General features: G+C 72.2%; 24 protein-coding genes. 13 read left to right on the top strand and 11 right to left on the bottom strand.

Annotated elements, in window-relative coordinates; all coding sequences use genetic code 11:
• Nucleotides 1-20: 20 nt before the first annotated feature.
• Complete coding sequence (locus CXH06_RS12070) at nt 21-1,190, top strand: hypothetical protein (protein WP_157975719.1); 1,170 nt, start codon at nt 21-23, stop codon at nt 1,188-1,190.
• A gap of 141 nt (nt 1,191-1,331) precedes the next feature.
• Here the strand turns inward: CXH06_RS12070 and CXH06_RS12075 are convergent, their stop codons facing one another.
• Complete coding sequence (locus CXH06_RS12075; protein ID WP_114855446.1) at nt 1,332-2,447, bottom strand: metallophosphoesterase family protein; 1,116 nt, start codon at nt 2,445-2,447, stop codon at nt 1,332-1,334.
• An 83-nt stretch (nt 2,448-2,530) separates the two neighbouring features.
• On the opposite strand from CXH06_RS12075, the gene CXH06_RS12080 reads away from it, so the two are divergent.
• Nucleotides 2,531-3,475 carry an SMP-30/gluconolactonase/LRE family protein gene (locus CXH06_RS12080; protein WP_114855447.1) on the top strand — a complete coding sequence of 315 codons (945 nt, stop codon included), beginning with the start codon at nt 2,531-2,533 and terminating at the stop codon, nt 3,473-3,475.
• A gap of 25 nt (nt 3,476-3,500) precedes the next feature.
• Here the strand turns inward: CXH06_RS12080 and CXH06_RS12085 are convergent, their stop codons facing one another.
• The gene (locus CXH06_RS12085) at nt 3,501-4,469 is read right to left on the bottom strand and encodes a squalene cyclase (protein ID WP_114855448.1); all 969 of its coding nucleotides are present in this window, start codon (nt 4,467-4,469) and stop codon (nt 3,501-3,503) included.
• 61 nt (nt 4,470-4,530) lie between these two features.
• On the opposite strand from CXH06_RS12085, the gene CXH06_RS12090 reads away from it, so the two are divergent.
• A complete protein-coding gene (locus CXH06_RS12090; RefSeq protein ID WP_114855449.1) occupies nt 4,531-5,706 on the top strand; it encodes a benzoate/H(+) symporter BenE family transporter in 1,176 nt (391 codons plus the stop codon).
• Here the strand turns inward: CXH06_RS12090 and CXH06_RS12095 are convergent.
• From CXH06_RS12095 to CXH06_RS12125, 7 genes are all read right to left on the bottom strand, one after another.
• On the bottom strand, nt 5,694-6,068 hold the full coding sequence (locus CXH06_RS12095) for a DoxX family protein (RefSeq protein ID WP_114855450.1): 375 nt from the start codon (nt 6,066-6,068) through the stop codon (nt 5,694-5,696). The two genes, CXH06_RS12090 and CXH06_RS12095, sit on opposite strands and share 13 nt — an antisense overlap.
• A gap of 46 nt (nt 6,069-6,114) precedes the next feature.
• Complete coding sequence (locus tag CXH06_RS12100; RefSeq protein WP_114855451.1) at nt 6,115-6,810, bottom strand: sirohydrochlorin chelatase; 696 nt, start codon at nt 6,808-6,810, stop codon at nt 6,115-6,117.
• Complete coding sequence (locus CXH06_RS12105; RefSeq protein WP_114855452.1) at nt 6,807-7,643, bottom strand: uroporphyrinogen-III synthase; 837 nt, start codon at nt 7,641-7,643, stop codon at nt 6,807-6,809. The genes CXH06_RS12100 and CXH06_RS12105 overlap by 4 nt, the downstream gene beginning before the upstream one ends.
• Before the next feature lie 70 nt (nt 7,644-7,713).
• Nucleotides 7,714-8,094 carry a nitrite reductase small subunit NirD gene (gene nirD, locus CXH06_RS12110; RefSeq protein WP_114855453.1) on the bottom strand — a complete coding sequence of 127 codons (381 nt, stop codon included), beginning with the start codon at nt 8,092-8,094 and terminating at the stop codon, nt 7,714-7,716.
• Entirely contained in the window at nt 8,091-10,664 is a 2,574-nt protein-coding gene (nirB, locus tag CXH06_RS12115; RefSeq protein WP_114855454.1) for a nitrite reductase large subunit NirB, read from the bottom strand. Before nirB ends, nirD begins: the two co-directional genes overlap by 4 nt.
• On the bottom strand, nt 10,661-11,557 hold the full coding sequence (locus tag CXH06_RS12120) for a formate/nitrite transporter family protein (RefSeq protein WP_114855455.1): 897 nt from the start codon (nt 11,555-11,557) through the stop codon (nt 10,661-10,663). The genes nirB and CXH06_RS12120 overlap by 4 nt, the downstream gene beginning before the upstream one ends.
• Nucleotides 11,558-11,745: 188 nt before the next feature.
• Nucleotides 11,746-12,789: an NYN domain-containing protein gene (locus CXH06_RS12125; RefSeq protein WP_114855456.1), complete on the bottom strand. Its 1,044-nt coding sequence runs from the start codon at nt 12,787-12,789 to the stop codon at nt 11,746-11,748.
• A 221-nt stretch (nt 12,790-13,010) separates the two neighbouring features.
• Between CXH06_RS12125 and CXH06_RS12130 the strand changes: the two genes are divergently transcribed.
• The 6 genes from CXH06_RS12130 to CXH06_RS12155 are packed head-to-tail and all read left to right on the top strand — an operon-like array spanning nt 13,011 to nt 20,921.
• Complete coding sequence (locus tag CXH06_RS12130; RefSeq protein WP_157975720.1) at nt 13,011-14,099, top strand: PotD/PotF family extracellular solute-binding protein; 1,089 nt, start codon at nt 13,011-13,013, stop codon at nt 14,097-14,099.
• Nucleotides 14,099-15,172 (top strand): ABC transporter ATP-binding protein, encoded by a 1,074-nt coding sequence (locus tag CXH06_RS12135; RefSeq protein WP_114855458.1) that lies wholly within the window; start codon nt 14,099-14,101, stop codon nt 15,170-15,172. Before CXH06_RS12130 ends, CXH06_RS12135 begins: the two co-directional genes overlap by 1 nt.
• A complete protein-coding gene (locus tag CXH06_RS12140; protein ID WP_157975721.1) occupies nt 15,169-16,041 on the top strand; it encodes an ABC transporter permease in 873 nt (290 codons plus the stop codon). Before CXH06_RS12135 ends, CXH06_RS12140 begins: the two co-directional genes overlap by 4 nt.
• Nucleotides 16,034-16,831 (top strand): ABC transporter permease, encoded by a 798-nt coding sequence (locus CXH06_RS12145; protein ID WP_114855460.1) that lies wholly within the window; start codon nt 16,034-16,036, stop codon nt 16,829-16,831. The genes CXH06_RS12140 and CXH06_RS12145 overlap by 8 nt, the downstream gene beginning before the upstream one ends.
• A complete protein-coding gene (locus tag CXH06_RS12150; RefSeq protein WP_114855461.1) occupies nt 16,828-18,939 on the top strand; it encodes a hydantoinase/oxoprolinase family protein in 2,112 nt (703 codons plus the stop codon). Before CXH06_RS12145 ends, CXH06_RS12150 begins: the two co-directional genes overlap by 4 nt.
• Nucleotides 18,936-20,921, top strand: a complete 1,986-nt coding sequence (locus tag CXH06_RS12155; RefSeq protein WP_114855462.1) for a hydantoinase B/oxoprolinase family protein — start codon at nt 18,936-18,938, stop codon at nt 20,919-20,921. The genes CXH06_RS12150 and CXH06_RS12155 overlap by 4 nt, the downstream gene beginning before the upstream one ends.
• Here CXH06_RS12155 and CXH06_RS12160 read toward each other — a convergent pair.
• The gene (locus CXH06_RS12160) at nt 20,890-21,252 is read right to left on the bottom strand and encodes a cupin domain-containing protein (protein WP_114855463.1); all 363 of its coding nucleotides are present in this window, start codon (nt 21,250-21,252) and stop codon (nt 20,890-20,892) included. The genes CXH06_RS12155 and CXH06_RS12160 overlap by 32 nt on opposite strands.
• 98 nt (nt 21,253-21,350) lie before the next feature.
• Between CXH06_RS12160 and CXH06_RS12165 the strand changes: the two genes are divergently transcribed.
• Nucleotides 21,351-21,878, top strand: a complete 528-nt coding sequence (locus CXH06_RS12165; RefSeq protein WP_232820334.1) for a hypothetical protein — start codon at nt 21,351-21,353, stop codon at nt 21,876-21,878.
• Here the strand turns inward: CXH06_RS12165 and CXH06_RS12170 are convergent.
• Nucleotides 21,805-22,725 carry a LysR substrate-binding domain-containing protein gene (locus CXH06_RS12170; RefSeq protein WP_114855464.1) on the bottom strand — a complete coding sequence of 307 codons (921 nt, stop codon included), beginning with the start codon at nt 22,723-22,725 and terminating at the stop codon, nt 21,805-21,807. The two genes, CXH06_RS12165 and CXH06_RS12170, sit on opposite strands and share 74 nt — an antisense overlap.
• A gap of 70 nt (nt 22,726-22,795) precedes the next feature.
• Between CXH06_RS12170 and CXH06_RS12175 the strand changes: the two genes are divergently transcribed.
• From CXH06_RS12175 to modA, 3 genes are all read left to right on the top strand, one after another.
• On the top strand, nt 22,796-23,809 hold the full coding sequence (locus CXH06_RS12175) for a YeiH family protein (RefSeq protein WP_114855465.1): 1,014 nt from the start codon (nt 22,796-22,798) through the stop codon (nt 23,807-23,809).
• Between the two features lie 38 nt (nt 23,810-23,847).
• On the top strand, nt 23,848-24,297 hold the full coding sequence (locus tag CXH06_RS12180; RefSeq protein WP_114855466.1) for a molybdopterin-binding protein: 450 nt from the start codon (nt 23,848-23,850) through the stop codon (nt 24,295-24,297).
• Nucleotides 24,294-24,929, top strand: a 636-nt coding sequence (modA, locus tag CXH06_RS12185) for a molybdate ABC transporter substrate-binding protein (RefSeq protein WP_114855467.1), incomplete at its 3' end; no start/stop codon positions are given. The genes CXH06_RS12180 and modA, both read left to right, overlap by 4 nt.

Below are 24,929 nucleotides of genomic sequence, written 5' to 3' on the forward strand. Positions count from 1 at the left end.
CGAACGAGCCGGGATCGCCGATGCCGTCCTCCCCTTACGGCGCGGCGCCTCCGCCGCCCGGCCAGCAGTCGCCCTTCGCCCCCTCCTCGCCCCCGCAGCCCCCGTTCGGTCAGCCGCAGGCCGGCGAGCGGCCGGACGGGCCCGCCGGGAAGAAGCGGACGGGACTGATCGTCGGCCTCATCGCCGGCGGCGGCTGCCTCCTGGTGCTGCTGCTGGTCGTCGTGCTCGTCATCGTCCTGGCCGTCCGCGGGGGCGCGGGCGGCGGCGGCGAGGAGACCGGCAGCGAGGTCGCGCAGCTGACCCCCGAGGAGCAGGCCACGCAGCTGGTCACCGACTACATGGCCGCCCTCGAGGCCGGGGACTCCGCGGTCGCGATGGAGCTCATGCCGGCAGGCGAGGACTCCGACGCGGAGTACCTGCCGGCCGAGGTGTACGACGCGGGTCTCACGGCGGCGCCGGTCACCGACGTCGTCATCGGCGACCCCCTCATCGACGAGTCCGGCATCTCCGGCACCGTGGACGTCGACTACGCCGTCGGCGGCGAGAGCACCTCCGCCGAATTCCGGGTCGCGGACTACGACAGTGACGACGTCCTGGCTCTGACCTCGTTCAGCTGGTACACCGAGCTGCCGGAGATGTACGCCGGCCTCGGCACCACCCTCAACGGGACCGAGGTCGCCGACGGCACCGTGTTCCATCTCCTCCCCGGCGCGTACGAGCTCGGCTACAGCAACGAGAACTTCCTGCCGGCCTCCACCGATCCGGTGCTGGCCGTGAATCCGCAGGAGTACCCCGAGTGGCCCGACGCGGCCCTGTCCGAGGACGGCCTGACCACGTTCCGCGGCGCCGTCCAGACGGCCGTGGACGAGTGCGTCGCCCAGAAGACCCTCGAGGCCGGCTGCGGCATGGACGCCGTCCCCGAGTCCAGCTCCGACGGCTGGACCATGGTCGAGGACACCGTGTCCCGCACCCTGCCCGAGGAGTCGCAGCGCAACATCGACACCATGGAGGGCACCCCCGAGTACGACGAGCCCACCTACGTGCGCGGCGAGTCCGTGGGCACCGTGGACACCACCATCGAGTGCACCAAGGACGGGCAGACGGGCACCTGCGAGCTCTTCTTCGGCGGCGCGATCTCGGTGCCCAGCGTCGACATGGCCGATCCGGAGCTGCCGGTCACCTGGTCCTGAGCCGGGGCGGGCGAGCCCCGGTGTGCCACGGCCCGCGCCGGGATCTGCTGCAGGCATCTTCACCGTGGAATTCGCACCGGATACCACGGTGAACTCGCCTGCAGCGTGAGCACCGGCCCGCGCGGGCCGCGGGATCCGCGCTCAGCGCACCCCGCCCGGCAACGGCGCGGGCTCGCCCGGCTGTGTCCCGGGCCGCAGATCGATGCCGTAGTCCGCGGCGAAGCGCAGCTCGGTGCCGATCCACACCGATTCCGCCTGCTCGTCGAGACGGAACACTCGCGCCCCGCGCAGTCGATGCTCCTCCGCGCCCTCCAGCCCGTAGGCGCCGAACCCGGTGCCCGGGCCGTAGCCGAGGGTGATGCCGTAGTAGTCCGCCGCATAGGTGTTGGTGTGGTCGTGGCCGACGAACAGCCCCTGCACGTCCCCGCGGTGCAGCAGGGCGGTGAAGAGGCCGGAGTTGAACGGGCCGGGGCTCTCGACCTCGTTCCGCTCGCCGACGATCCGGTGCCGCACTCGGGCGCGGGCGTGGTCCTCGTCCGTGCGGGAGTCCGCGCTGCCGAACCAGGCGCAGCGGTGCTCCCACAGCGGGATGTGCTGGAAGAGGAGGCCCGACACGCGGTGCCCGGCACGGTGCTGGAGCTCCTCGGAGGCCGTGAGGTACCACCGGATCTGGTCCGGGCGCACCCAGTCCCAGCGCGGGTGGCCGGCGAGGTCCTGCCCGGCGATCTGCTCGGGGGCGTAGCGGCCGGAGTCCAGCAGCCACACCGCGTACACGGCACGGTCCCCGCGCGAGGACGAGACGGTGAGCACCTGGTTCCCGCTGCCGGAGATCCCCTCAGCGCCCGCGGTGTTGAGGTTGTGGGGGTACTGGGCGACGAACTCCAGGTAGGCCGCCTCGTCCATCCCGGTGACGGCGGTGGAGTCCTCGTCATGGTTCCCGAAGGTCAGCGCCCAGGGGATGCCGCGCTCCTCCATCGGCACCACCACGTTGTTGATCGCCTGCTTCGCCTCGAGCGCCGTGGTGGGGCTGCCGTCGATGACGTCGCCGTTGAGGACCACGAGGTCGGGCCGGACGTCGTCGAGCACCGCCTCCTGGAGGGCGATCGTGCGCGCGTCGGTGCGGTGCGAGTCCTGGGTGTCGTTGAACTGGACGATGGTGAAGGTCCCGTCCTCGCGGCACCGCAGGCGCTCCTCCACGATCCCGGTGACCGGTGCGGTCGAGGAGGGGGAAGGGGGCTGCGGAGTCGTCGTCGCCATCCCGGGAGCATAGGACGCCCGGCACCGCCGCTGGGGGATGATGGCCGCACGCCCCGCCCCCTTCCCCGATGAACGGAGCTGCCATGACGGAGATCGACTCGCCCCTGCTCGCCCCCGGTGCCCGGCTCGAGAAGGTCGCCACCGGCGCCACCTGGGCCGAGGGCCCGGTCTGGATCCCGCGCCGCCGCGCCCTGCGCTTCAGCGACATCCCCGCCGACCGGATCCTCGAGTACTCCGAGGAGACCGGGCAGCTGAGCGTCTTCAGCACCGGGGTCGAGTTCACCAACGGCCGGACGCTGGACCTCGAGGGGAACGTCGTGGAGTGCTCGCACGGCCGCCGCGCGGTCCAGCGCGACACCGCCGTCGGCCCGGGCGACGTCCACTCCCCGACCACCCTCGTGGACCGCTTCGGCGAGCATCGCCTGAACTCCCCCAACGACGTCGTCGTCGCCGCGGACGGCGCGATCTGGTTCACGGACCCCTCCTACGGGATCAAGCGCCCCGTGGAGGGGCATCCCGGGCGGGAGGAGTACGGGGACCGCTACGTCTTCCGGTACGACGAGGTCGCCGGGACGCTGACCCCGGTGGTGATCGACGTCGAGGCGCCCAACGGGCTCGCCTTCTCCCCCGACCAGTCGCTGCTGTACGTCGCGGACTCCTCCCTCGCCCCGGCCGATCCCGCCGATCCGTTCCCCCACCGGCCCCACGGCCACGGGATCCACGTCTACGACGTGGTCGAGGGGCGGCACGCGAAGAACGGCCGGCTCCTGGTCGAGGTCTCCCCCGGCCTGCCCGACGGGATCCGTGTGGACGCGCGCGGCAACATCTGGAGCTCGAGCCTGTCCGGGGTGCAGGTCTTCTCCCCCACCGGCGAGCGCCTGCTGGACCTGCCGGTGCCGGAGAGGACCGCGAACCTGTGCTTCGGCGGCGAGGACGGCCGCACCCTGTACATCGTGGCGAGCTCGAGCCTCTACCGGATCCGCACCACGGCGCAGGACGCGAGCACGGTGGCCCGCTCCCGCTCCTGAACCGACGCAGGCGCCGGGGCGCCCGTCAGGCCGACCCGTCGTTCCACCAGCGCAGCACCCGCAGCGCCTGGTGGGTCAGCCACGGCGAGGGCTCCCCGACGGGGACGTCGACCTCGAACCACACCGCGCCCTCGAGGTGGTGCTGCTGGAGCCAGGTGCCATCGCTCTGCTGGGCGTCGAGCACGGTCTGCACGGCCTCCTGCATCCGCGGATCCCGCCTCCCCCGCGCGCGGAAATGATCGAGGGCGCGCAGGGCGGAGTAGATGTGCCGGGGCGGGTAGAGGAAGTGGTCCACCCACGGGCCCACGATCTCCCCGGTGCTCGCCCGGCGCATCAGGCGTCGCTGCAGCAGGTACTCCTCGCCGGCCTCCATCGCGGCCCGCGACGCGTCGGTGCCGCCGGTGGCGCGCTCGTGGTCGTGCAGAGCACGCAGGGCGTTGAGCGTCGAGTGGAAGCTGGCGCGGCGCGTGCCGTCCTCCCACTCGCAGTTCCAGCCGCCCTCGTCCATCGTGTGCTCGACGAACCAGTCCACCAGCTGCTCCACGTCCACACCGAGCCACAGGCCGTTGGACAGGGTCATCGCGTTGATGCAGCAGTCCACCTCCCCGCCCCAGTACGGCAGCGAGGGGTCGTACTCCCAGTGCGCGGTGCGGGCGAGGGTCGCGGCGGTGTCCCGGGCGTGCAGCGGCTCGGGATCCATGCCCCATTCGCGCAGGGCGGTCAGCGACCAGGTGGTCGCCGTCCAGGGCTGTCCGGGGAGCTTCTGGTTCTCCGGGTCGTCGAGGAAGCCGGCCGGGAAGAAGGCTCCGCCCGCCCACAGGCAGGTCTCGGGATCCTGCCGTGCCAGCAGCTGCGCACCGAAGCCCTCGTGCGGGATGCGGTCGCGGGTGGCCCGCCACCGCTCCTCGGGCGCGTCGAGGAGATCGCGCTCGATCTGCCACCGCAGCGCCGGATCGGTGTGCAGGAGCCAGGAGATGACATCGTCGACGGCCATGGGAGGATCCTCCCCGCGAACACCTGTGCTGGCAAGGCGGGAGGGATCGTACGGTGCCCTCATGCTCCGCCCCCTCACCGCCGGGATCGTCTCCGGCCTCGTCGCCTTCACGAGCTCCTTCGTCGTGGTCCTGACCGGACTGGTCGCGGTGGGGGCGAGCCCCGCGCAGGCCTCGAGCGGGCTGCTCGCGGTGAGCATGGGGATGGGGCTGGCCTCGATCCTGCTGGCGGTGTGGACGCGCCTGCCGCTGACGATCGCCTGGTCCACGCCGGGCGCCGCGCTGCTGGCCGCCACCGGGACGGTCGAGGGCGGCTGGCCCGCAGCGGTGGGGGCGTTCGCTCTGGTGGGCGTGCTCGTCCTGCTCACCGGGCTGGTGCCGCCGCTGGGGCGGGTGATGGCCCGCATCCCCACCTCGATCGCGCAGGCGATGCTCGCCGGCGTGCTGCTGCAGCTGTGCCTGGGACCGGTGCTGGGCCTCGCGGCGAATCCGTTCGCGGTCGCCCCGGTGATCGTGGTGTGGGCGCTCGCGCAGCGCCTCGCCCCGCGCTGGGCCTCGCCGCTGGCCTTCGTCGCCGCGGCGGTGGTGATCGGCGTCGACCTCGCCCGGTCCGGGACGGACCTGGCGGGGATCGGGCTGCGCCCCGTGGTCGAGCTCACCGCGCCGGTGCTCACCGTGGGATCCGTGGTGGGGATCGCCCTGCCCCTGTACCTCGTGACCATGGCCTCCCAGAACGTCCCCGGGGTGGCCGTGATGCGAGGCCTGGGCTACGAGGTGCCGTGGCGGAGGGCGATGGTGGTGACGGGCCTGGGGACCGTGGCGGGTGCTCCCGCGGGAGGGCACGGCATCAACCTCGCGGCGATCACCGCGGCGCTGGCCGCCGGTCCGGAGGCCGGGGAGGACCGTGGTCGGCGGTGGATCGCCTCGGTCGCCTCGGGCGTGGTGATGGTCCTCTTCGGGCTCGGCGCGGGAGCGGCGGCCCAGCTCATCGCCCTCGCGCCGGAGGGGGTGATCCCGGCGGTCGCGGGCCTCGCCCTGATCGGGACCTTCGTGGTCTCGCTGCGCGGCGCGCTCGCCGAGCAGCGCGAGATGCTGCCGGCCGGGGTGACGCTGCTGATCGCGGCCTCGGGCGTCTCGGTGGCCGGCGTCAGCGCCGCCTTCTGGGCGCTGCTGGCGGGGCTCGCGCTGCGCGCACTGCTGCGTCCGCGCGGCCGACGGCGCGAGCCTCAGAGCGGATAGGGCCCGAAGCGCGACCAGGCGACGGCGACCGAGAGGATCGCCAGCACGACGGCGGGCAGGGTCCGCAGCACGCCGTCGCCGCGGCGGACGTGCACGAGCGTCGCGAAGACCATGGTGATCGCCAGGCCGGCGGCCGCGAAGGCGACGAGGGAGGTGCCGATCCCGGTAACGGCGGGCAGGATCAGGCCGATCGCGCCGAGGATCTCGAGCACGCCGATCCCGCGGATGACGGTGTGCGGGAAGTCCTCGACGTAGGGGTTCCACAGGATCTGCTTCTCGCGGGGGAAGACCAGCTTGGCCAGCCCGGAGCCGGCGAACACGGCGGCCAGCAGGATGGCCAGGATCCACAGCAGGGTGTTCATGGCGGTCGCTCCTTCGTGCGGGGCCCTCCAGTATCCGCCCGCACGCTTAGGCTGTCACGAGGGTGGCCTCCTCGATCCGCTGCGCGACGACCTCGAGCACCGCCGGGTCCGTGCCCAGCGGGGCGGAGACGAGGTCCGCGCCGGAGCGCTCCACGAGCCCCGCGAAGTGGCCGGGGGCGAGCACATAGCTCGCGGCGACCACGCGCCGGGCACCGGCGGCGCGGGCGGCGGCGACCGCCTCGGAAAGTCGGGGGTGCGACCCCGCGCCGTAGCCGACGGTGACGGGCACGGGCAGGGCGGGGCGCAGCAGCGCGGCCATCTCCTCGACCTGCTCGGCGGCCTCGGGGTCGCTCGAGCCGGCGGCGGCGAGGACCACGTGGTCCCCGTCCCGGAAGCCGGCGAAGTCCGGCAGCTCGATCAGGCGCCGCACCAGCGCGTCGACCAGCAGCGGGTGCGGTCCCAGCGGTCTCGCGGCGTGCACCCGGGCGTGCGGCGCGACGGCGGCGGCGATATCGACCTTGGTGTGGAACCCGGTGGAGAGCAGCAGCGGCACCACGACGGCGGGTCCCTCCGCGGCCAGGTGCGCGGCGACCTCGGCGACCTCGGGCTGCTCGACGTCGACGAAGGCCTGTTCGACGCGGGTTCCCGGCATCCGCTCGGCGAGGAGGGCGACGAGTGCGGCGACGGTGGCGCGCCCCTCGGGGAAGCGGGTGCCGTGGGAGCAGGCGATCACAGCGGTCACGGGGACTCCTCGTAGTGCTGGACGACGGTGCGCACGAGGGAGCCCAGGCGGCCCCGCTCGGCGATGAGGACGGGCAGCTCGCGTCCGGTGAGCGGCCCGGCGGTGACGGGGCCGACGGCCGCGAGCAGCAGGCGGCCGGTGCCGGCCTGCGCGGCGATCCCCTCGAGGGCGCCCGCGCTCTCGGCGTCCTCGAGCCATCCCTCGGCGCCCGGCGCGGAGGTGAAGACCACCGCGTCGATCTCCCCGTCCGCGGCGCGGAGCACCGAGCGGCGCAGCGCCTCGGGGTCCGGGGAGGGCCCCCAGCGGTAGACGGTCAGGCTCAGCGCCTCGGCGCCGTGCGCGGCCAGCAGGTCGTCGAGGCCGTCGGCCCCGGAGCCGTGGTGCTGGACGGCGACGCGCACCCCGGCGAGGTCGCGCCCGGCGAGGTGCTCGCCGATCTCGGCGGCGGTCTCGGAGGCGGCGACCCAGGCGGTGGTGAGTCCGGCCTGCTGGACGGCGCCGCGGGCCTTCGGGCCGCGGGCGAGGATCTCGGTCTCTCCCAGTGCGGAGCGCAGCTCCTCGGCGAGGCCGGCGGCCTCGGCCGCCTCCATCCAGCCGCGGAAGCCGACGCCGGTGAGGGCGATGAGCATCCGGGGCGGGCGGGCGATCAGCTCACGGGTGAGCTCGAGCAGTGCGGGGTCGTCCACATGGGGGATCGTGGACATCGCGGGCGCGCGCTCCACCCGGGCGCCGTGGCGCTCGAGGGCCGCGGCCAGCTCCTGGGCCTTGCGGTCCACGGCGAGGACGAGGGTGCGCCCGTCGAGGGTGCGGGACAGCTGCGGGGAGGTGCTCATACCACCGCATTGTCCGTGAACGCGGTCTCCGAGGCCGCGGCGTCCGCGCGCACGGGTCTCGGGCGGACGGTCACGCGGTCCTCCGCCACAGCACCTGCACCTCGCCGTCGACCTCGCGGGCCTGCCAGGTGCGCAGGCGGCCCGGCCCCTTGCCCTTGGGGTCCAGGCACAGGCCGGTGCGCAGGTCGAACACCTGCTTGTACATCGGCGAGGCGACGGTGGGGGCGTCGCCCCGGGAGCCGACGATCCCGCGGGAGATGACGTAGGCGTCGGAGTACGGGTCGCGGTTGCAGGTCGCCCGGACGCTCCCGTCGGGCAGCAGGAACAGGGCCAGCTGGGCGTGGTCCACGAGCGCGGCGCGTCCGCGCTCGACCTCGAGATCGTCGAGGGAGCAGATGCTCCGCCAGCTCAGCTCGTTCGTCGTGGTGGCAGTGATGGTCGGCGTGCTCATCCTCGGACCTCCAGTCGGTCTCCGGCGATCAGGACGGATCCCGATCGCCTCTCGTCGGTGCTCGCCGGCCGGACCTGACCGCGTTCGGCGGTGAAGGCCAGCGAGGGATCGGGAGTGGTGGGGGCGTTGACGAAGGACCGGAAGCGGGTGAGCTTCTCGGGATCGGCGAGGGTCGCCGCCCAGTCGTCCTCGTAGTCCCGCACGTGCAGGTCCATGGCCTCATCGAGGTCCGCGCAGATTCCCAGGGAGTCCTCGAGCACCACCTCGCGCAGACCGTCGATGCCGCCCTCGAGCTCCTGCAGCCACGGCGCGGTGCGCTGCAGCTTGTCGGCCGTGCGGATGTAGTACATGAAGAAGCGGTCGATGGTGCGCACCAGCTCCTCGTCGTCCAGCCCCTCGGCGAGCAGCTCGGCGTGGCGCGGGGTGGCGCCGCCGTTGCCGCCGACGTACAGGTTCCAGCCGGTGGCGGTGGCGATGATGCCCGCGTCCTTGCCACGGGCCTCGGCGCACTCGCGGGCGCAGCCGGAGACGCCGAGCTTGAGCTTGTGCGGGGAGCGCAGGCCGCGGTACCGCAGCTCCAGCCGGACGGCCATCGCGGTGGAGTCCAGCACGCCGTAGCGGCACCAGGCCGAGCCGACGCAGGACTTCACGGTGCGCAGCGACTTGCCGTAGGCCTGCCCGGACTCGAAGCCGGCGTCGACCAGCCGCTGCCAGATGATCGGCAGCTCCTCGAGGCGGGCGCCGAACATGTCCACCCGCTGGCCGCCGGTGAGCTTGGTGTAGAGGCCGAAGTCCCGGGCGATCTCGCCGATGACGATGAGCCCTTCCGGGGTGACCTCGCCGCCGGGCATGCGCGGGACCACCGAGTAGGTGCCGTCCTTCTGCATGTTCGCCATGACGTGGTCGTTGGTGTCCTGCAGCGTGGCGTTCTCGCCCTCGAGCACGTGGGTGCGGGTGAGGGTGGACAGGATGCTCGCGATGACCGGCTTGCAGGTGTCGCAGCCGCGCCCGGTGCCGAAGCGCTCGATGATGGCGCTGAAGGTGGCCAGGCCCGAGACCTGGACGGCGTCGAAGAGCTGGCGGCGGGACATCGCGATGTGCTCGCACAGCGCGGTGGAGAGGGTCCTGCCCATGGCGGTCAGCTCCTTGCCGACCAGGCTCTTGACCGTCATCACGCAGGAACCGCAGGTGGCGCCTGCGCGAGTGCAGGCGGCGACGGCCTCGGCGTCCTCGCAGCCGTCCTCGTGGACGGCACCGCGGATCTGCCCCGCGGTGACGCCGGCGCAGGAGCAGACCACCGCCTCGTCGGGCAGGTCCCCGGTCGGCGCGGCGATGCCGTCGGCCGGCAGCAGATAGGCGGCGGGGTCGCCGCCGAGCGCGCTGCCCACCATCGGCCGCAGCGCGCCGTAGGCGGAGGCGTCGCCGACGAGCATCCCGCCCAGCAGGGTAGTCGCGTCGTCGGAGAGGACGAGCTTCTTGTAGACACCGCCGACGGGGTCCGCGTACACGACGTCGAGGGCGCCCGGTGTGGTGGCGAAGGCATCGCCGAAGCTGGCGACGTCCACGCCGGAGAGCTTGAGCTTGGTGGAGAGGTCGTAGCCCGCGAAGGCGGCGTCGCCGCCCAGGAGGCGGTCCGCGGCGACCTCGGCCATCGAGTAGCCGGGGGCGACCAGGCCCACGCAGCGGCCCCCGAAGGCGGCGACCTCGCCGATGGCGCGGATCGCGGGATCGGAGGTGCGGCAGCTCGCGTCGATCTCGATGCCGCCGCGCTCGCCGCAGTCCAGGCCCGCCGCACGGCCGAGCTCGTCGCGGGGTCGCACGCCGATGGTGAAGACGACCAGGTCGGTGGGGGCGCTGCTGCCGTCGGCGAACTCGATGCCGGCCACCTCTCCCCCGGGTCCCGGGGTGAGCGCGGTGGTCAGGGTGCCGGTGCGCACGGTGATCCCGCGCGCCTCGATGAGGCGGCGCAGCGCCTCGCCGGCGGCCAGGTCGAGCTGGGCGGACATGAGACGGTCGCTGGACTGCACGACGGTCGCCTCGACACCGAGCCCCTGCAGGGCGCCGGCGGCCTCGAGGCCCAGCAGCCCGCCGCCGATGACCATGCCGCGCAGAGGGCGGCCCGCGTCGCTCGCGGCGGCGACGCGCTCGCGCAGCTGCTCGACGTCGTCGAGGGTGCGGTAGACGAAGGCGCCGGGCAGCTCCGCACCCGGGACCGGGGGCCGTGCCGCGGACGAACCGGTGGCGAGCACCAGGTGGTCGTAGGCGATGCGGGCGCCGGAGGCGGTGGTGACCTGCTGGTCCTCGCGGTGGATCTCGTGGACCCGGTCGCCGGGCAGGAGGTCGACGCGGGGATCGGCGAGGACCGTCTGCTCGAGGGTCATCTCCTCGGCGGAGGCGCCGTCGAAGAAGCGGCTGAGGCCGACGCGGTCGTAGGGCAGGCGGTCCTCGTCCCCGATGACCGTGATGTGCACGGGCTCCTCGGCCCGGGAGAGGAGGCTGTCGACGAAGCGGTGGGCGACCATGCCGGCGCCGACAACGACGCAGCGGGTGGGGGTGGTGTGCGTGCTCATCGGGCGGCTCCGACGGGCTCGGGAGCGGTGGTGGGCCGCGTGTCCGCAGGGCTGTCCGCGGGGGCCGACGGCGGGACGGTGCCCGACGGCACCCGGGCGGGGGCCGTGCGGTAGTGGGTGACGTACAGGACCACGCCCACCAGCAGCAGGCCGCCCACGAGGTTGCCCAGCACCGTCGGGATCTCGTTCCAGATCAGGTAGTCCACGATCGTGAAGTCCGCGCCGAGCAGGAGGCCCGAGGGGAACAGGAACATGTTGACGATGGAGTGCTCGAAGCCCATGTAGAAGAACAGCATGATCGGCATCCACATGGCGATGACCTTGCTGATGAGGTCATCGGCCATCATCGCTCCGACCACCCCGGTGGAGACCATGAAGTTGCACAGCACCCCGCGGAGGAACAGGGTGAGCATCCCGCCGGCGCCGTGGTCGGCGTAGCCGACGGTGCGGCCGTGGCCGATCTCGCTGATCGCCTGCCCCACCTCGTTCGGCGCCGTGCTGAAGCCGAAGGTGAAGCAGATGGCCATGATCAGCGCGATGCTGAAGGCGCCGAGGAAGTTGCCGAGGAAGACGAGGCCCCAGTTGCGCGCGATCGCGCCGGGGGTGGCGCCGGGGCGGCGATCCAGCAGCGCCAGCGGGGCGAGGGTGAAGACGCCGGTGAGCAGGTCGTAGCCCAACAGGTACAGCATGATGAAGCCCACCGGGAACAGCAGGGCACCGATCAGCGGCTCACCGGTCTGGGTGGAGACGGTGATCGCGAAGGCCGCGCCGAGGGTGAGGATCGCACCGCCCATGATCGAGCGCAGCAGGGTGTCACGGGTGGAGAGCAGAAGCTTGCTCGAACCGGCGTCGATCATGCGACCGACGAGGTCCCGGGGCTTGACGTAGGACATCTGTGCTCCTGGGGTGAGGGGGCTCCGACGTGTCCACGGAGGTTCCGTGGATGACGCCGAACCTAGGAGCACACAGCTCGATCCCCTCGCCCCGGAGGGCGGCGTGACCTGTTCGTGACCTGACGTCCCAGCCGTGGACGCGGGCGGGTGCCGGGGCGGGCAGACGGACCGACGCCTGCGCGGGGAGCTCAGTCACGGGCGCGGACGAGACGCTCGTGCCCCTTCTCCTCCACCTCGGCGATCTCCTCGTTGGCCTGCAGGAACTCGGAGAAAGAGCGGAAGCCGAGCGCCTTCTCGCTGAAGGAGGGATCCATGCGCCGCATGTGGGACTTCACCGCGGAGCTGTGCAGCCACTCGCTGTCGCCGCGACCGGTGAACTGCAGGGCGCGCTCGAGCAGATCGCTCGCGGCATCCCGAGGATCCTCAGCTCCCTCCTCCACCTCCTCGACCTCGCCCGGGGACGAGGCCGCGGCCGCAGCAGACCGCGCGGAGCTGTCGGCGCTGCTCGCCCCGGCGGTCACCTCCGGTCCGGCGGTGCCGGCGGTGTGGGCGCCCACGACCACTGGCGTGCTGGCCTGGCCGGCAGGACGCTGGGCAGCGCGACGGCGGCGGCTGCGGCCCCTGCGCGGCGCATCGTCCTGGCCGGGTGCGGCGTCGTCCTGGCCCAGGACGACACCGGGAAGGTTCTCGTAGGACTCGAACTCGTCGCAGGCGGCGGCGAGGGACTTCGCGGTGGATCCCGCCACGCCGAGCGCGAGGACATAGCGCCCCAGGCGCCGGCACCGCTGGGCCAGCGGCACGTAGTCGGAGTCCCCGGCGACGATGACCACGTGTGTGATGTCGGGCATCAGGTAGAGGTCCTCGACGGTGTCCACGGCCAGGCGGATGTCGGCGCCGTTCTTGGCATAGGCCGCCGCGGGGAACAGCTGGACGAGGTCGACGGCGCGCGCGACCAACTGGGAGCGGTACTCGGCGTTGACCGGGGAGGACCAGTCCGCATAGGCGCGGGTGAGCATGAGGGCGCCGAAGGAGGCGGCGAAGTCCACGATCGCCCCCACGTCCACCGTGGCCCTGGCCAGGCGCTCGGCGATCTCCGGCTCCGTGGGGTCCTCCGCGATGCGCTGGCGGTCCCGGCTGTACGCCTGACGGCCGTGGACCCGGTCGTACCACGACATGACGATGTTGTCGAAGTCGAAGTAGACGGCGACGCGGGGATCCTGTGATTCAGCCATGACCCCAGTCTGCCTGCTCCGGGGTGGTGCGCGGTCATCATGCACCGTGCCCATCCCCACCCCGGAGACGGTGAGCCGCAGCAGATGCCGTGACGAAGCCCGGGCTACGGGATCCTGCCCGCGACGCGACGTGCGTTCTCATCCCGCAACACGACGTGCACCGAAGCCGACCACGCCTGACAATGGTGCGGCACCCCTCCTCCAGCAGGAAGCGACCGAGCATGCTCACCCGGCGACAGTTGATTGCGGCCAGCGGTCTGTCCATCGCTCCCACCCTGCCCGCACTGACCGGGTGCACGGTGGACACCGGGAGCTCCTCGGTCACCGGCACCGACCTCACGATCTGCGCCTTCGCCGGAGCATGGAGCGACACTCTGCGGGACGCCGTGATCACTCCCTTCGAGGAGGAGACCGGCGCCACGGTCAACGTCGTCGTCGGCGCTCCCTCGGAATGGCTCGCACAGCTCCGGGTCGCCGACGGTCAGCGTCCTCCCTTCGATCTCATGGCCTTCACACCTGACATCGTGGTCCAGGCCGCCGCGCTCGACCTGATCGCCCCTCTGGACACGGACCGGGTCGCTCACTTCGATGAGCTGAGCCCCACGCTGGTCTCCGCCGCCGGGGTCGACGGCACGACCTACGGTGTGCCGCTCACGACAGGCACGTGCGGGCTGATGTACCGCACCGACCACGCGGATCACGCCCCCGAGGACTGGAGCGACATCTTCGACGAGCAGTGGGGGAATTTCGTCGGCGTGCCGCCGTTCACCTTCTCCCCGGGACTCGAACTGTTGGCCGGTCTCCTCCAGGAGAGTGGCGGATCGATGGACGACGAGAGCGCGGTCGACCACGTGTTCACCCAGCTCGAGCAGCTCGCCGATCGCGCCTCGGTCTACCCGAGCGATTCCGGCAGCATGCTCTCGGCGATACAGCAGGGCGATGCGTGGGTCGCACCGTTCTGGGATGGCCGCGCGTTCGCCGCGGCCGACGCCGGCAACCCTGTCGGCTTCTGCTACCCCTCGTCCGGCGGAGTCGGTGCGCTCACCTCGTACTACGTGGCGAGGGGCACCGAGCGGGAGCGGCTTGCCTATGAGTTCCTCGGGACCCTGGCCCGCGCGGAGCACCAGAAGGTCTTCGGGGAGGGCACGCTCTATGCCGCCGCGAACCTGACGATCGACTACTCCGCGGAGTTCAAGGAGCGTGTCGCCCACGGCGAGCAGGTCTTCCAGAGCTTCGCGTGGGTCGACTACACCCAGGCCATCCCACACCTGGAGGAATGGCAGGCACGATGGAACGGGATATTCGGCTGATGCCCAGTGACGTGACGATCAGGAACCTCGGAGTCGGCTACGGCGAGCACGAGGTGCTCTCGCTCGACGAGCTGACGGTCGACCCGGGAGAGTTCCTCTCGATACTCGGCCCGTCAGGCTGCGGCAAGACGACGCTGCTCAACGCGATCGGAGGATTCGTCCAGCCGTCCCGGGGCACGATCACCGTGGGCGGACGAGACATCACCGCGCTCCCCTCGCATCGCCGCGGCCTCGGTGTCGTGTTCCAGAACTACGCTCTGTTCCCACATCTCTCGGTCGCCGGGAACGTGGGCTACGGGCTGCGCGTCCGCGGCGACGACCGCGCTCGCCGGGAGTCGCGCGTCGCCGAGATGCTCGAGCTCGTGGGACTCTCCGCGTACGCCGACCGTCGCCCGAATCAGCTCTCCGGCGGTCAGCAGCAGCGGGTGGCCCTCGCCCGAGGGCTCGCGATCAGCCCCGATGTCCTGCTGCTGGACGAACCGCTGTCCAACCTCGATGCCCAGCTCCGCCGGCAGATGCGGGTCGAGCTGCGTGAGATCCAGGAGGCGCTGGGCACGACCATGATCTTCGTGACCCACGACCAGGACGAGGCCCTGTCGATGTCCGACCGGGTGGCGCTCTTCCACGACGGTCGCCAGGAGCAGATCGGCACGCCCGAGGAGATCTATCGCCGGCCCCGGACCCGCTTCGTCGCAGACTTCATGGGCGCTGCGAACCTTCTGCGTGGCACCGTGGTCGACGACAGCCTCATCGACGTCGAGGGGGAGCATCTCCCGGTGCGCACGGCTCGTCGACCGGGCACCACGGTCGACGTCGCGCTCCGCAGGGAGCAGATCATCTTGGATGCCGATCCGGCCGCGGGTCCTCCCGTCGGCGTCCGCGGCACGGTGCACATGCGTTCCTTCAGCGGGTCCCATTGGGAGTTCGTCCTGACGACGACGAAGGGCGTCCGCTTGACGGCCGAGGTGCCCGACCGCCCGGGGTCCGACTGGTCCGCCCCGGAGGTCGGGCGCGAGGTCGGCATCAGCTGGCGCCAGGACGTGCCCCACGTCCTCGAGGCGGTGTCGCCGTGAGAACCGCCGCACCGCCACGCTGGCCCGGGCCCGGGATCCTGGTGATCCCGCCACTGGTCTTCGTTGTGATCATGTTCGCGGTCCCGCTGGTCCAGCTCGCCCAGCTGAGCCTTCGTCCGTCCGACGCGTTCAATCGTCTCCTCGACGGCTTCACGACCGAGAACTTCCGGCGGGTGCTGTCCGAGCCGTATTTCGCCGACAGCATCAGCTACACCGTCGTCAACTCCGCCGTCGTCACCCTCGCGTGCGCGGTGATCGCCTTCCCACTGTCCTGGGTGATCACCCGGACCAGCCGGCGCTGGCTGAAGGTTCTCGTCTTCATGGTCGTCATCTCTCCGATGCTGACCTCCGTCGTCGTCCGCTCCTACGGATGGCGGATCGTTCTGTCCTCCGAGGGGCCCGTCAACTCCGCCCTCCTGGGGCTCGGGCTCGTCGAGCAGCCCCTGGCCCTCCTCACGAGCCGTGCAGGATCGGTGATCTCCATCGTCCACGTGCTCCTGCCGTTCTTCGTGCTGATGCTCAACTCCACGCTGAAGGCGCTGGACGAGTCGGTGCTGCGGGCAGCGCAGGCCCTCGGTGCCGGCCCCATCCGTCGCCTCATGCAGGTGATCCTCCCCCTGTCGGTCCCGGGCTTCGTGGGTGGGGCCATCGTGGTCTTCTCCCTGTCCATGGGCATCTACGTGACGCCACTGCTGATCGGAGGCGTGAACCAGCCGCTGGGCGGCCTGCGCGTGTACACGCAGGTGATGACCTCCTTCGACTACCCGACGGCTGCCGCGCTGAGCTTCGTGCTACTGGCGATCAGCCTGATCGTCGCCGGTCTGCTGAGCGCCGTACAGCTCGTCGGGGGGAAGCGCATCCATGGCTGATCGACCTCGTACTCCGGGCGCCTGGGCGCTTTTCGCCGCCGTCGCGCTGATCCTCCTGTTCCTCGTGGGCCCGCTCGTGGTAGTGGTCGTCAGCTCCTTCTCCGCGACGAGCTCGCTGGCCTTCCCTCCCGAGGGCTACTCCCTGCGCTGGTACGAGCAGGTGCTCACGAGCCGCGAGTGGCGCGTCTCGTTCTCGCTCTCCTTCCTGCTCGCCGCCCTGGCGGTCCCGACGGTGGCGGTGCTCTCGCTGCTCGGCGGCTACGGTCTGGTCCGCGGTGCCTTCCGCGGGCACGGGGCGATCCAGGCGTTCCTGCTGTCCCCCCTGATGGTCCCCGAGATCATGCTCGGCATCGGCCTGCTGACCTACCTGCAGTCCTGGGGGCTGATCAACACGATCACGGGGCTCTGGTTGGCGCATTCGCTGGTCGCGCTCCCGTTCGGGCTGCGAGCCGTCATCAACGTCGCGACCTCCCTTGATCCGCGCGTCGAGGCGTCGGCAGCGAGCCTCGGTGCCGGCCCGGTCCGGGTGTTCCTGACGGTCACGGTGCCGCAGCTGCTGCCCGGCCTCGTCTCGGCCGGCGTGTTCGCCGCGGTCATCTCCCTCGGCGAGGTGGCGGTCTCGACATTCATCGCCGGGGCCAACACGACCACCGTGCCGCTGCGCGTGCTCTCCGCCGCACAGTTCGAGCTCGACCCCACGGCTGCCGTGGTCTCGACGCTGCTGATGATGATCAGCGCGGTCGTGATCCTCGTGCTCGAGCGGCTTCTCCGCGTCTCGGATCATCTGTGAGAAAGGACCAGGCCATCACCACCTCACGCATCGGCATCGACGTCGGCGGGACGTTCACGGATCTCGTCGTCGTACCCCAAGGGGCAGGGGGCGATGTCCAGCGCCACAAGACGCCATCGACGCCCCACGACCCCTCCGAAGCCGTCGAGACCGGGCTCCGGGACCTCCTCGAGGACGGGCTGGAGCTCTCCTCGGTCGACGCCGTGGTGCACGGAACGACGATCGGGCTGAACGCGATCATCCAGCGATCTGGAGCACGAGTCAGCTTCGTGACCAGTCGTGGGTACCGGGACATGCTGGGCATCGCCCGAGCCCGGCTGCCGGAGTCCTTCGATCTGCACGCCGCGGCGGAGGAGCCCCTGGTCCCCCGTGAGCGCGTGCTCGAGATCGATGCGCGGCTCACCGCGGACGGTCGGCTGATCCGCCGCCCCTCCGAGCAGGAGCTCGACGATCTCGCACAGGAGATCCGCAGTACGGCACCCGAGGCCGTCGCGCTGTCTCTGGTGCAGGGCTTCACCGCACCGTCGGTAGAGAGCGAGCTCGCCCGCGCCCTGGAGGAGCGACTGGAGTCGGTGCCGGTGGTCTCCGCCGCCGGGACGTGGCCCGAGATCCGCGAGTACGAGCGCTCGCTGGTGGCCGTCCTCGAAGCGCACATCCGCCCACTGATGGAGCGGTACTACGAGCAATTGCGGACGCGGCTGTCGGCCCTCGGGCTGACGGCGCCGGTGTACATCTCAGCATCGAATGGTGGCACCCTCTCGCTGGACTACGCCGCCGTCCATCCCCTCGAGACGGTGCTGTCGGGCCCGGCCTCCGGGGTCACCGCGGCGGCGCTGACGGTGCCGGACCGCCGTGTCCTGACCTTCGACATGGGCGGGACCAGCAGCGACATGTCCGTCGTCGTGAACGGCACTCCGATACTGACCACCAGCACGATGCTCGGCCGACTGCCGCTGATGCTCCCGGTCGTCGACGTCAGCGCGATCGGTTCCGGGGGCGGCTCACTCGTCACGACGGGAGGCGACGATGACGTCGCGACCTTGCGCGTCGGCCCACGGAGCGCAGGTGCGGACCCCGGGCCCGTCAGCTACGGTCGCGGAGGCTGCGTCCCGACCATCACCGATGCGTATCTCAGCACGGGCATCCTGGATCCGCAGCAGTTCCTCGGCGGCGCCATGCCTCTGGATCGAGCTGCCGCCGATACCGCCTTCGCCGAGGTGGCGCGCGGAATCGGGGCGAACTCCGCCGCGGCGGCGGCGGAGCACGTGCTCGAGATCGCGACGGTGCAGATGTCCACGGCGCTCCGCACTCTCCTCGCGGAACGCGGGCACGAGCCCTCCGAGTTCACCTTGGTGCCCTTCGGTGGGGCGGGGCCCACGCACGCGCTCCTGCTCGCAGAGGAGCTCGGGATCACCGAGGTGCTGGTCCCGGGAACGGCCGCGACCTTCTGCGCCCTCGGAGCCGCCATCGCCCCTCTGCGGCGGGACCTCGCCCGGAGCGTGCGTCGAGAGCTCGACGGCCCGGTGCGCGACTTCGCGACGACCGTCGTCGCGGATCTCGCCGCGCAAGGCGTTCTCTGGCTGCGCGCGAGCGGCGGGTCCCCCGACCGGGCGCGTCTCCACCTCTCCGCGGACATGCGGTACCAGGGGCAGGCCTACGAGCTCACGGTCGGGTTGAGTGAACGCGGCATCGAGGGTGCCGACGAGCTGGTCGCGGATCTCGCGACGCTCCGGGAGTCATTCCACGCGGAGCACGAGAGGGTGCACGGATTCCGCGACGACACCGCCGCGATCGAGCTCGGGACCCTCCGTCTCGCCGTGGTCTCCGCACCGGCCGACCCCCCGGTGCCGGACGCCGCGCCCGCGCTCGTCGACCCCCAGGCTCCGCGCCCCTCGGCGCACCGCCGACTCCGTCGCGCGAGCGGATGGAAGGACATCGCCGTCTACCCGGCGGCGGCGCTGAGCGGTCATGCGCCGGTGCGGGGACCCGTCGTGATCGACGTCTCGGACAGCACCGTGCTCGTCCCCGACGCCTGGACGGCCTCTGCGGACTCGCACGGCGCAATCCATCTGACCCGTCAGCACCCCACCGAGGAGAACCGAGCATGACGACGGACATCGCCCGCGACATCGTCGCGCTGAAGCTCCGGGCCGCCTCGGAGGAGATGTGCAAGACGCTGCAGCGCACGAGCCGGAGCCTCTACGTCAAGGAGACGGCCGACTTCTGCTGCGCCCTCGCCGACCTCGAGGGCAGATTTGCGGCATATCCGCGCAACATCGGCGTATCGGGCTTCGTCGGGCTGAACGTCCGGGCGACTGTCGAGGCGGCCGCGGAGAGCGGACCGCTGCGCCCCGGCGATGTCATCATCGCCAACGACCCGTACTCGACCATGGGCCTTGCGACCCACCTGCCCGACATCCAGATGATCCGCCCCTACTTCGACGGCGAGGAGATCATCGGGTACGGCTGGTGCTTCATCCACTGCTCCGACATCGGCGGCCGGGTCCCCTCGTCCATCAGCCCGTCCAACGACTCGGTCTTCGCCGAGGGACTGCAGATCCCGCCCGTGAGGATTGTCCGCGGCGGCCAGATCGATCCCGACGTCCTCCGGCTGGTGCTGCGCAACTCCCGCACCCCGGAGGCGAATCACGGAGATTTCCAGGCCATGCTCGCCGCCCTCGAGACGGGGTGCCGGCGTGTCCAGGAAATCCTCGACCGCTACGGCCGGGAGGCGGTCCTCTCGACAAAGGCGGCGATGATCGAGGAGACCGGGGTGCGCACGCGATCGGCGCTGAGAGTCCTCGAGGACGGCAGCTATCGCTTCGTCGACTACCTCGATCACGACGGCGTCTCCGGCGTGCCGGTGCGGATCAGCGTGGAGATCACGATGCGGGACGGCACGATGCACATCGATTTCACCGGGACGGACCCCCAGGTCAACTCCGCCTTCAACGTCGCGAGCCAGGGCACCGTCCACGCCTGGCTGGTGACGCGGGTGCTCGCACTGGTCGGGACGCTCGATTCCGAGATCCATCTCAACGCCGGCTTGACCCGTGACGTGACCGTCAACGCTCCGCACGGGTCTCTCGTCAACGCCCAGCGACCGTCCGCGGTCGGTGTGCGCCACGCCAGCTCGTCGCGGGTCAACGATGCTCTCTCCGGAGCCCTCGTCCAGGCGGCACCCCAGGTGGTGCCAGCGGCCAGCAGCGGACTGGTGGTGCCCGTCGTGCTCGCGGAGCAGCGTGCCGGGGGCGACGTGGTCCAGGTGCTCGAGCCGATGGTCGGGGGCATGGGTGCCCGGGACGGCGCCGATGGTGTGGACGGCCGCGATTCGGGGATCTCGAACCTCTCCAACAATCCTGTGGAGACCGTCGAGGCCGAGCTCTCCACAACGATCCATCGCTATGGCCTGAGGGAGGACTCAGGCGGGGCCGGCCGCTGGCGCGGAGGCACCGGTCTGGAGCTCGTGTTCGAGGTGCATGCCCGCGCCTCGCTGCTGACTCGAGGGCTCGAGCGCCGCCTCTTCCGGCCCTGGGGCGTCGCCGGAGGCCACCCGGGAGCCCGGAGCGAGCTGGTGATCAACGAGGGCACCGCGACCGAGCAGCGACCGGCGGCCCCGGACGTCATCCCCGTCGCTCCCGGCGACGTGATCACGCTCCGAACGGCGGGCGCCGGAGGGTACGGGGACCCTCTCGACCGCAAACCCGGTGCCGTCGAGGCCGACGTCCGTGCCGGACTGGTGAGCGTAGCCGCCGCTGAGCGGGACTACGGCGTTGTCGTCACGGACGGCGTCCTCGATCCGGCGGCGACGGCGAGCCGGCGAGCGAACCGACGGGCCGCCGGGCATGGCGTGGGCCGTGGTGCGGAGGTCTCCCGCTGGGAATCGGTCTTCGGCATCGAGGACTACGACCGCTTCGTCGCGGCGCTCATGGCGCGCCCCCTGGAGGAGCGCTCCTCGCTGCGGGAGACGGTGCTGCGTGAGGCCCTCGATCTGCTGCCGAGTTCCTTCCCCGCGGGTGACGTCGAGGACGCGGCGATCGCCGGCGCTCGTGACCGGTTCATGACCGCGCTCGCGGCGATGGAGGCCTGACACCGATCCGCAGCGCCTGCCGTCGGCGGTGGACGGTGAGATACTCCAGCCCCTCCTCGCCGGCGCGGAAGCCGCGGACGGTGCCCCGCGGCAGCAGCGCCACGTCGCCGGCACGGAGCGGTTCCTCCCCCGCCTCGGTGCGCAGCACGCCCTCGCCGCGGACCACGTGGACGAGGGTGTCGACCTCCGCGCCGGGGTGCGGGGGGATCTCCTCGCCCGGGGGCAGGCGGATCAGGTTGGAGTCCAGCTCGCGTCCGGGCTCGGCGATGGACCACACGGCGCCGCGGCGCGGCTGCTCGGGCTGGTCGGAGGTGTTGGTGAGGATCGGCATGTCGTCGGCTCCCGAGGGTCGGTGTCGCTCCTGAACGTACCCGGCGCGCGACGCCGGGCCGATGTGCGCGCCGCCGCGGTCTTCGTACCGTCGGCGGCATGACACAGAACCCTCACCCGCACCCGACCGCTCCGCGCTCCTCGGCGGGCGCTCCCGACTCGACGACGGGGGCCGCCGGCCGCCCGCTGCCCGTCCTCGCGCTGCTCGGCCTCGCCCTGCTGGGCGCGCCGCGGGTGGTGCTCCACGACCTCGGGCTGCTGCACGAGGGGACTGCCGTGAACCTGCTGCTGGTGGTGGTGCCGCCCGTGGTCTGGATCGGCGTCGTGCTGTGGCGCCGCGTCCCGCGCCCGTTCCTCACCGTGCTCGGCGTGGGCGCCCTCTACGGCGTGGTGCTCGCGCTGACCCATCAGCTGCTGTGGACCACCGCCTTCGCCGGGACGCCGCCGCGGCTCGGCGGGAACCTCGCGGACCTCGACCCGGCGCTCCAGGCGGTCGTCATGCGCTCCGTCGCCGTCCTCTCGAGCCTGGTCACCGGGACCGTGCTCGGTGCGCTCACCGGCGCGATCGCCGCGGGGATCGCGGCGGTGCTGAGGCGACGGCGACCAGCTCCTGCGCCGCTCCGCTGAGCCGGCGGGGGCCGGTCCACACCACGGTCAGCGGCCGGCGCAGGCGCTCCCCCTCGACCTCCACCCGGTGCAGCTGGCCCTCCTGCAGCGAGGAGCTGACCGCGAGCATGCTGAGCACCGCAGGGCCTGCGCCGCTGGCCACGGCGACCCGCACCGCGGCATTGCTCCCCAGCTCCTGGACGGGCGGGGTCCGGACCGCGGCGGGGACCAGCTCCTCGAAGGCCTCGCGGGTGCCGGAGCCGCCCTCGCGGACCACCAGCGGGGTCACCGCGAGCTCCTCGAGGCTCAGCGGCTGCGTGCGCGCGGCCCAGGGATGCTGCGGACTGACCACGACCACCAGCTCGTCCTGACGGAGCCACCGGGCGTTGACCGTCCCGGGGACATGGGGCGTCTCGATGAAGCCCAGCTGGAGGCGTCCGTCGCGCAGGCCCTCGAGCACCTGGGCGGAGTTCTGCACGGCCAGGTCCACCCGCACCCGTGAGCTGCTGGCGCGCAGCTCGGTGAGCCAGGCGGGCATCAGGTGCTCGGCGATGGTCAGGCTCGCGCCGACCCGGAGCTCCCGGGCCTCCTCGTCGCGGCTGTGGCGCAGCCAGGCGGAGAAGTCCTCGGCCGCTTCGAGCAGGGTGCGGGCGTGGGCGGCGTACAACAGCCCCGCAGAGGTGGGCCGCGACCCGCGCGGGGTGCGCTCCAGCAGCGCGGTGCCGGCCCGGGCCTCGAGCTGGGCGATCATACGGCTGGCATTGGGCTGGTGCATGCCCAGCCGCCGGGCGCCCGCGCCGAGCCCGCCCTCGTCGACCACGGCGACGAACAGGGCGAGCGCCTGCAGGTTCGGCAGCGTCTCCGGCATATCAGCATCATATGCCCTGGTGTCGGACCGCCGTCTACCGAGCGCGACCGACGGGTGGAACCGTACGAGGATGACCGTCGCCGCCCCCAGCGCTCCGCCCGACCACCGCACCGCGCTCTGGCCGGGACTCGCCCTGAGCCTCGCCGTCGCGGTGGGCGCCCTCGCCCTGGCGCAGATCCTCCCGGGCATGAGCGCTCTGATCATCGCGATCGTGGCCGGGATCCTCGCGGCCAACACCCTGACCCTTCCCGCCGCCCTCTCCCCCGGCACGGCTTTCGCCGCGAAGCACCTGCTGCGCGCCGGCATCGTGCTGCTGGGCCTGCAGGTGGCGCTCGGCGACCTCCTCGCGCTCGGCGCCCCCATGCTGGTGGTGGTGGTGGCGATCGTGGTCGGCGGCCTCCTGGGCACCCTCGCGATCGGCCGCGCCCTGGGCGTCGATCGGCATCTGACGCTCCTGGTGGCCTGCGGGTTCTCGATCTGCGGGGCCGCCGCCGTCGCCGCCGCGGCCGGGGTCACCGATCCCGAGGAGGAGCACGAGGAGGCCACGGTCACGGCGATCGCCCTCGTGGTGCTGTGCGGGACGGCGATGATCGCGATCCTCCCTGCGGCGGCCGCGCTGCTGGGCCTGGCACCGGAGGTGGCCGGGCTCTGGGCGGGCGGCGCGATCCACGAGGTCGCGCAGGTGGTCGCCGCCGGCTCCGCGATCGGCGGGGCCGCCCTGGCCGGCGCCGTGATCGTCAAGCTCGCGCGCGTGGTGATGCTCGCGCCGGTGATGGCGGTGCTCAGCATCCGGCAGCGGCGCCGCGGGGCGGCCGACGGGAAGCGCCCACCCCTGGTGCCGCTGTTCGTGCTCGGCTTCCTGGCCATGGTGCTGCTCCGGTCCGTGGTGCCGCTGCCGCCCGCCGTGGTCGATGCGGGCGGCATCGCCCAGACGCTGCTGCTGGCGGCGGCGATGTTCGCGCTCGGCACCTCGGTGAGCCTGCGCCGGCTGCTCGCCGTGGGCGTGCGTCCCGTGGTGCTCGCCGTCGGATCCACCGTGCTGGTCGCGACCATCGCGCTGCTCGGCGTTCTCTGGGCCTCCTGACCTCACATCCACGCATCTGCGGCATTAGACTCCCCGTTATGACGCAGATGCGAGTACGCGAGGCGGCCACCTTCCTCGGCGTCAGCGAGGACACCGTCCGGCGCTGGATCGAGAAGGGGACGCTCGAGGCCGGTGCGGATGCCGGCGGGCGGCGGGTGCTCGAGGGCACGGAGGTGGCCCGGATGGCCCGTGAGCTCGCGGTGACCCCGGAGCTCCACGGCGCTCTCGGCTCCTCGGCGCGCAATCGCTTCGTGGGCCTGGTGACGAAGGTCGTGGCGGACACGGTCATGGCGCAGGTGGATCTGCAGTGCGGACCGTTCCGCGTGGTCTCCCTGATGAGCTCCGAGGCCGTCCGGGAGCTGGGCCTCGAGCCCGGCAAGGTCGCCACCGCCGTCGTGAAGTCCACGCACGTCGTCGTCGAGGCGGAGCCCGCGGAGACCGCGCCGGAGCCGATCGCCGATGCTCCGTTCGACGGGACGTCGACGTGACCGGCCCCCCGCGGCGCGCGCTCGCCACGGCGGCGGCCGCCCTGCTGCTGGCCGGCTGCGGTCCGGCCGCCGGCGATCCCGCCACGGGCTCGGCCGACGGCGCGGCGGACACCACGCTCGTCGTCTTCGCCGCAGCCTCTCTGGAGGAACCCGTCCGGGAGCTCGGCGCGCGCTTCGAGGACACCCACCCCGGGCTCGCGGTCGAGCTCAGCATCGCGGGCTCCTCGACGCTGGTCACGCAGATCCAGGAGGGCGCCGCGGCGGACGTGATCGCGACCGCGGACACCGCGACCATGGACCAGCTGGTCACCGCGGGTCTCACGGCGCAGGACCCGGTGCCCCTCGCCACCAACACGCTGCGGATCGCCGTGCCCGCCGGCAATCCGGCCGAGGTCACCGATCTCGCCTCGCTCACGCGGGAGGGGACGCGCCTGGTGGTCTGCGCGCCCGCGGTGCCCTGCGGTGCGGCGACCGGGGCCCTCGCCGAGGCCGCCGGCCTCGAGCTCTCGCCGGTCAGCGAGGAGCAGTCCGTCACCGACGTGCTGGGCAAGGTCCGCACCGGCGAGGCCGACGCCGGGCTGGTCTATGCCACCGACATCGCCCGGGCCGGCGGGGACGTCGAGGGCCTCGAC

The sequence above is a fragment of the Brachybacterium sp. YJGR34 genome (assembly GCF_003347015.1).
Lineage (GTDB): Bacteria > Actinomycetota > Actinomycetes > Actinomycetales > Dermabacteraceae > Brachybacterium.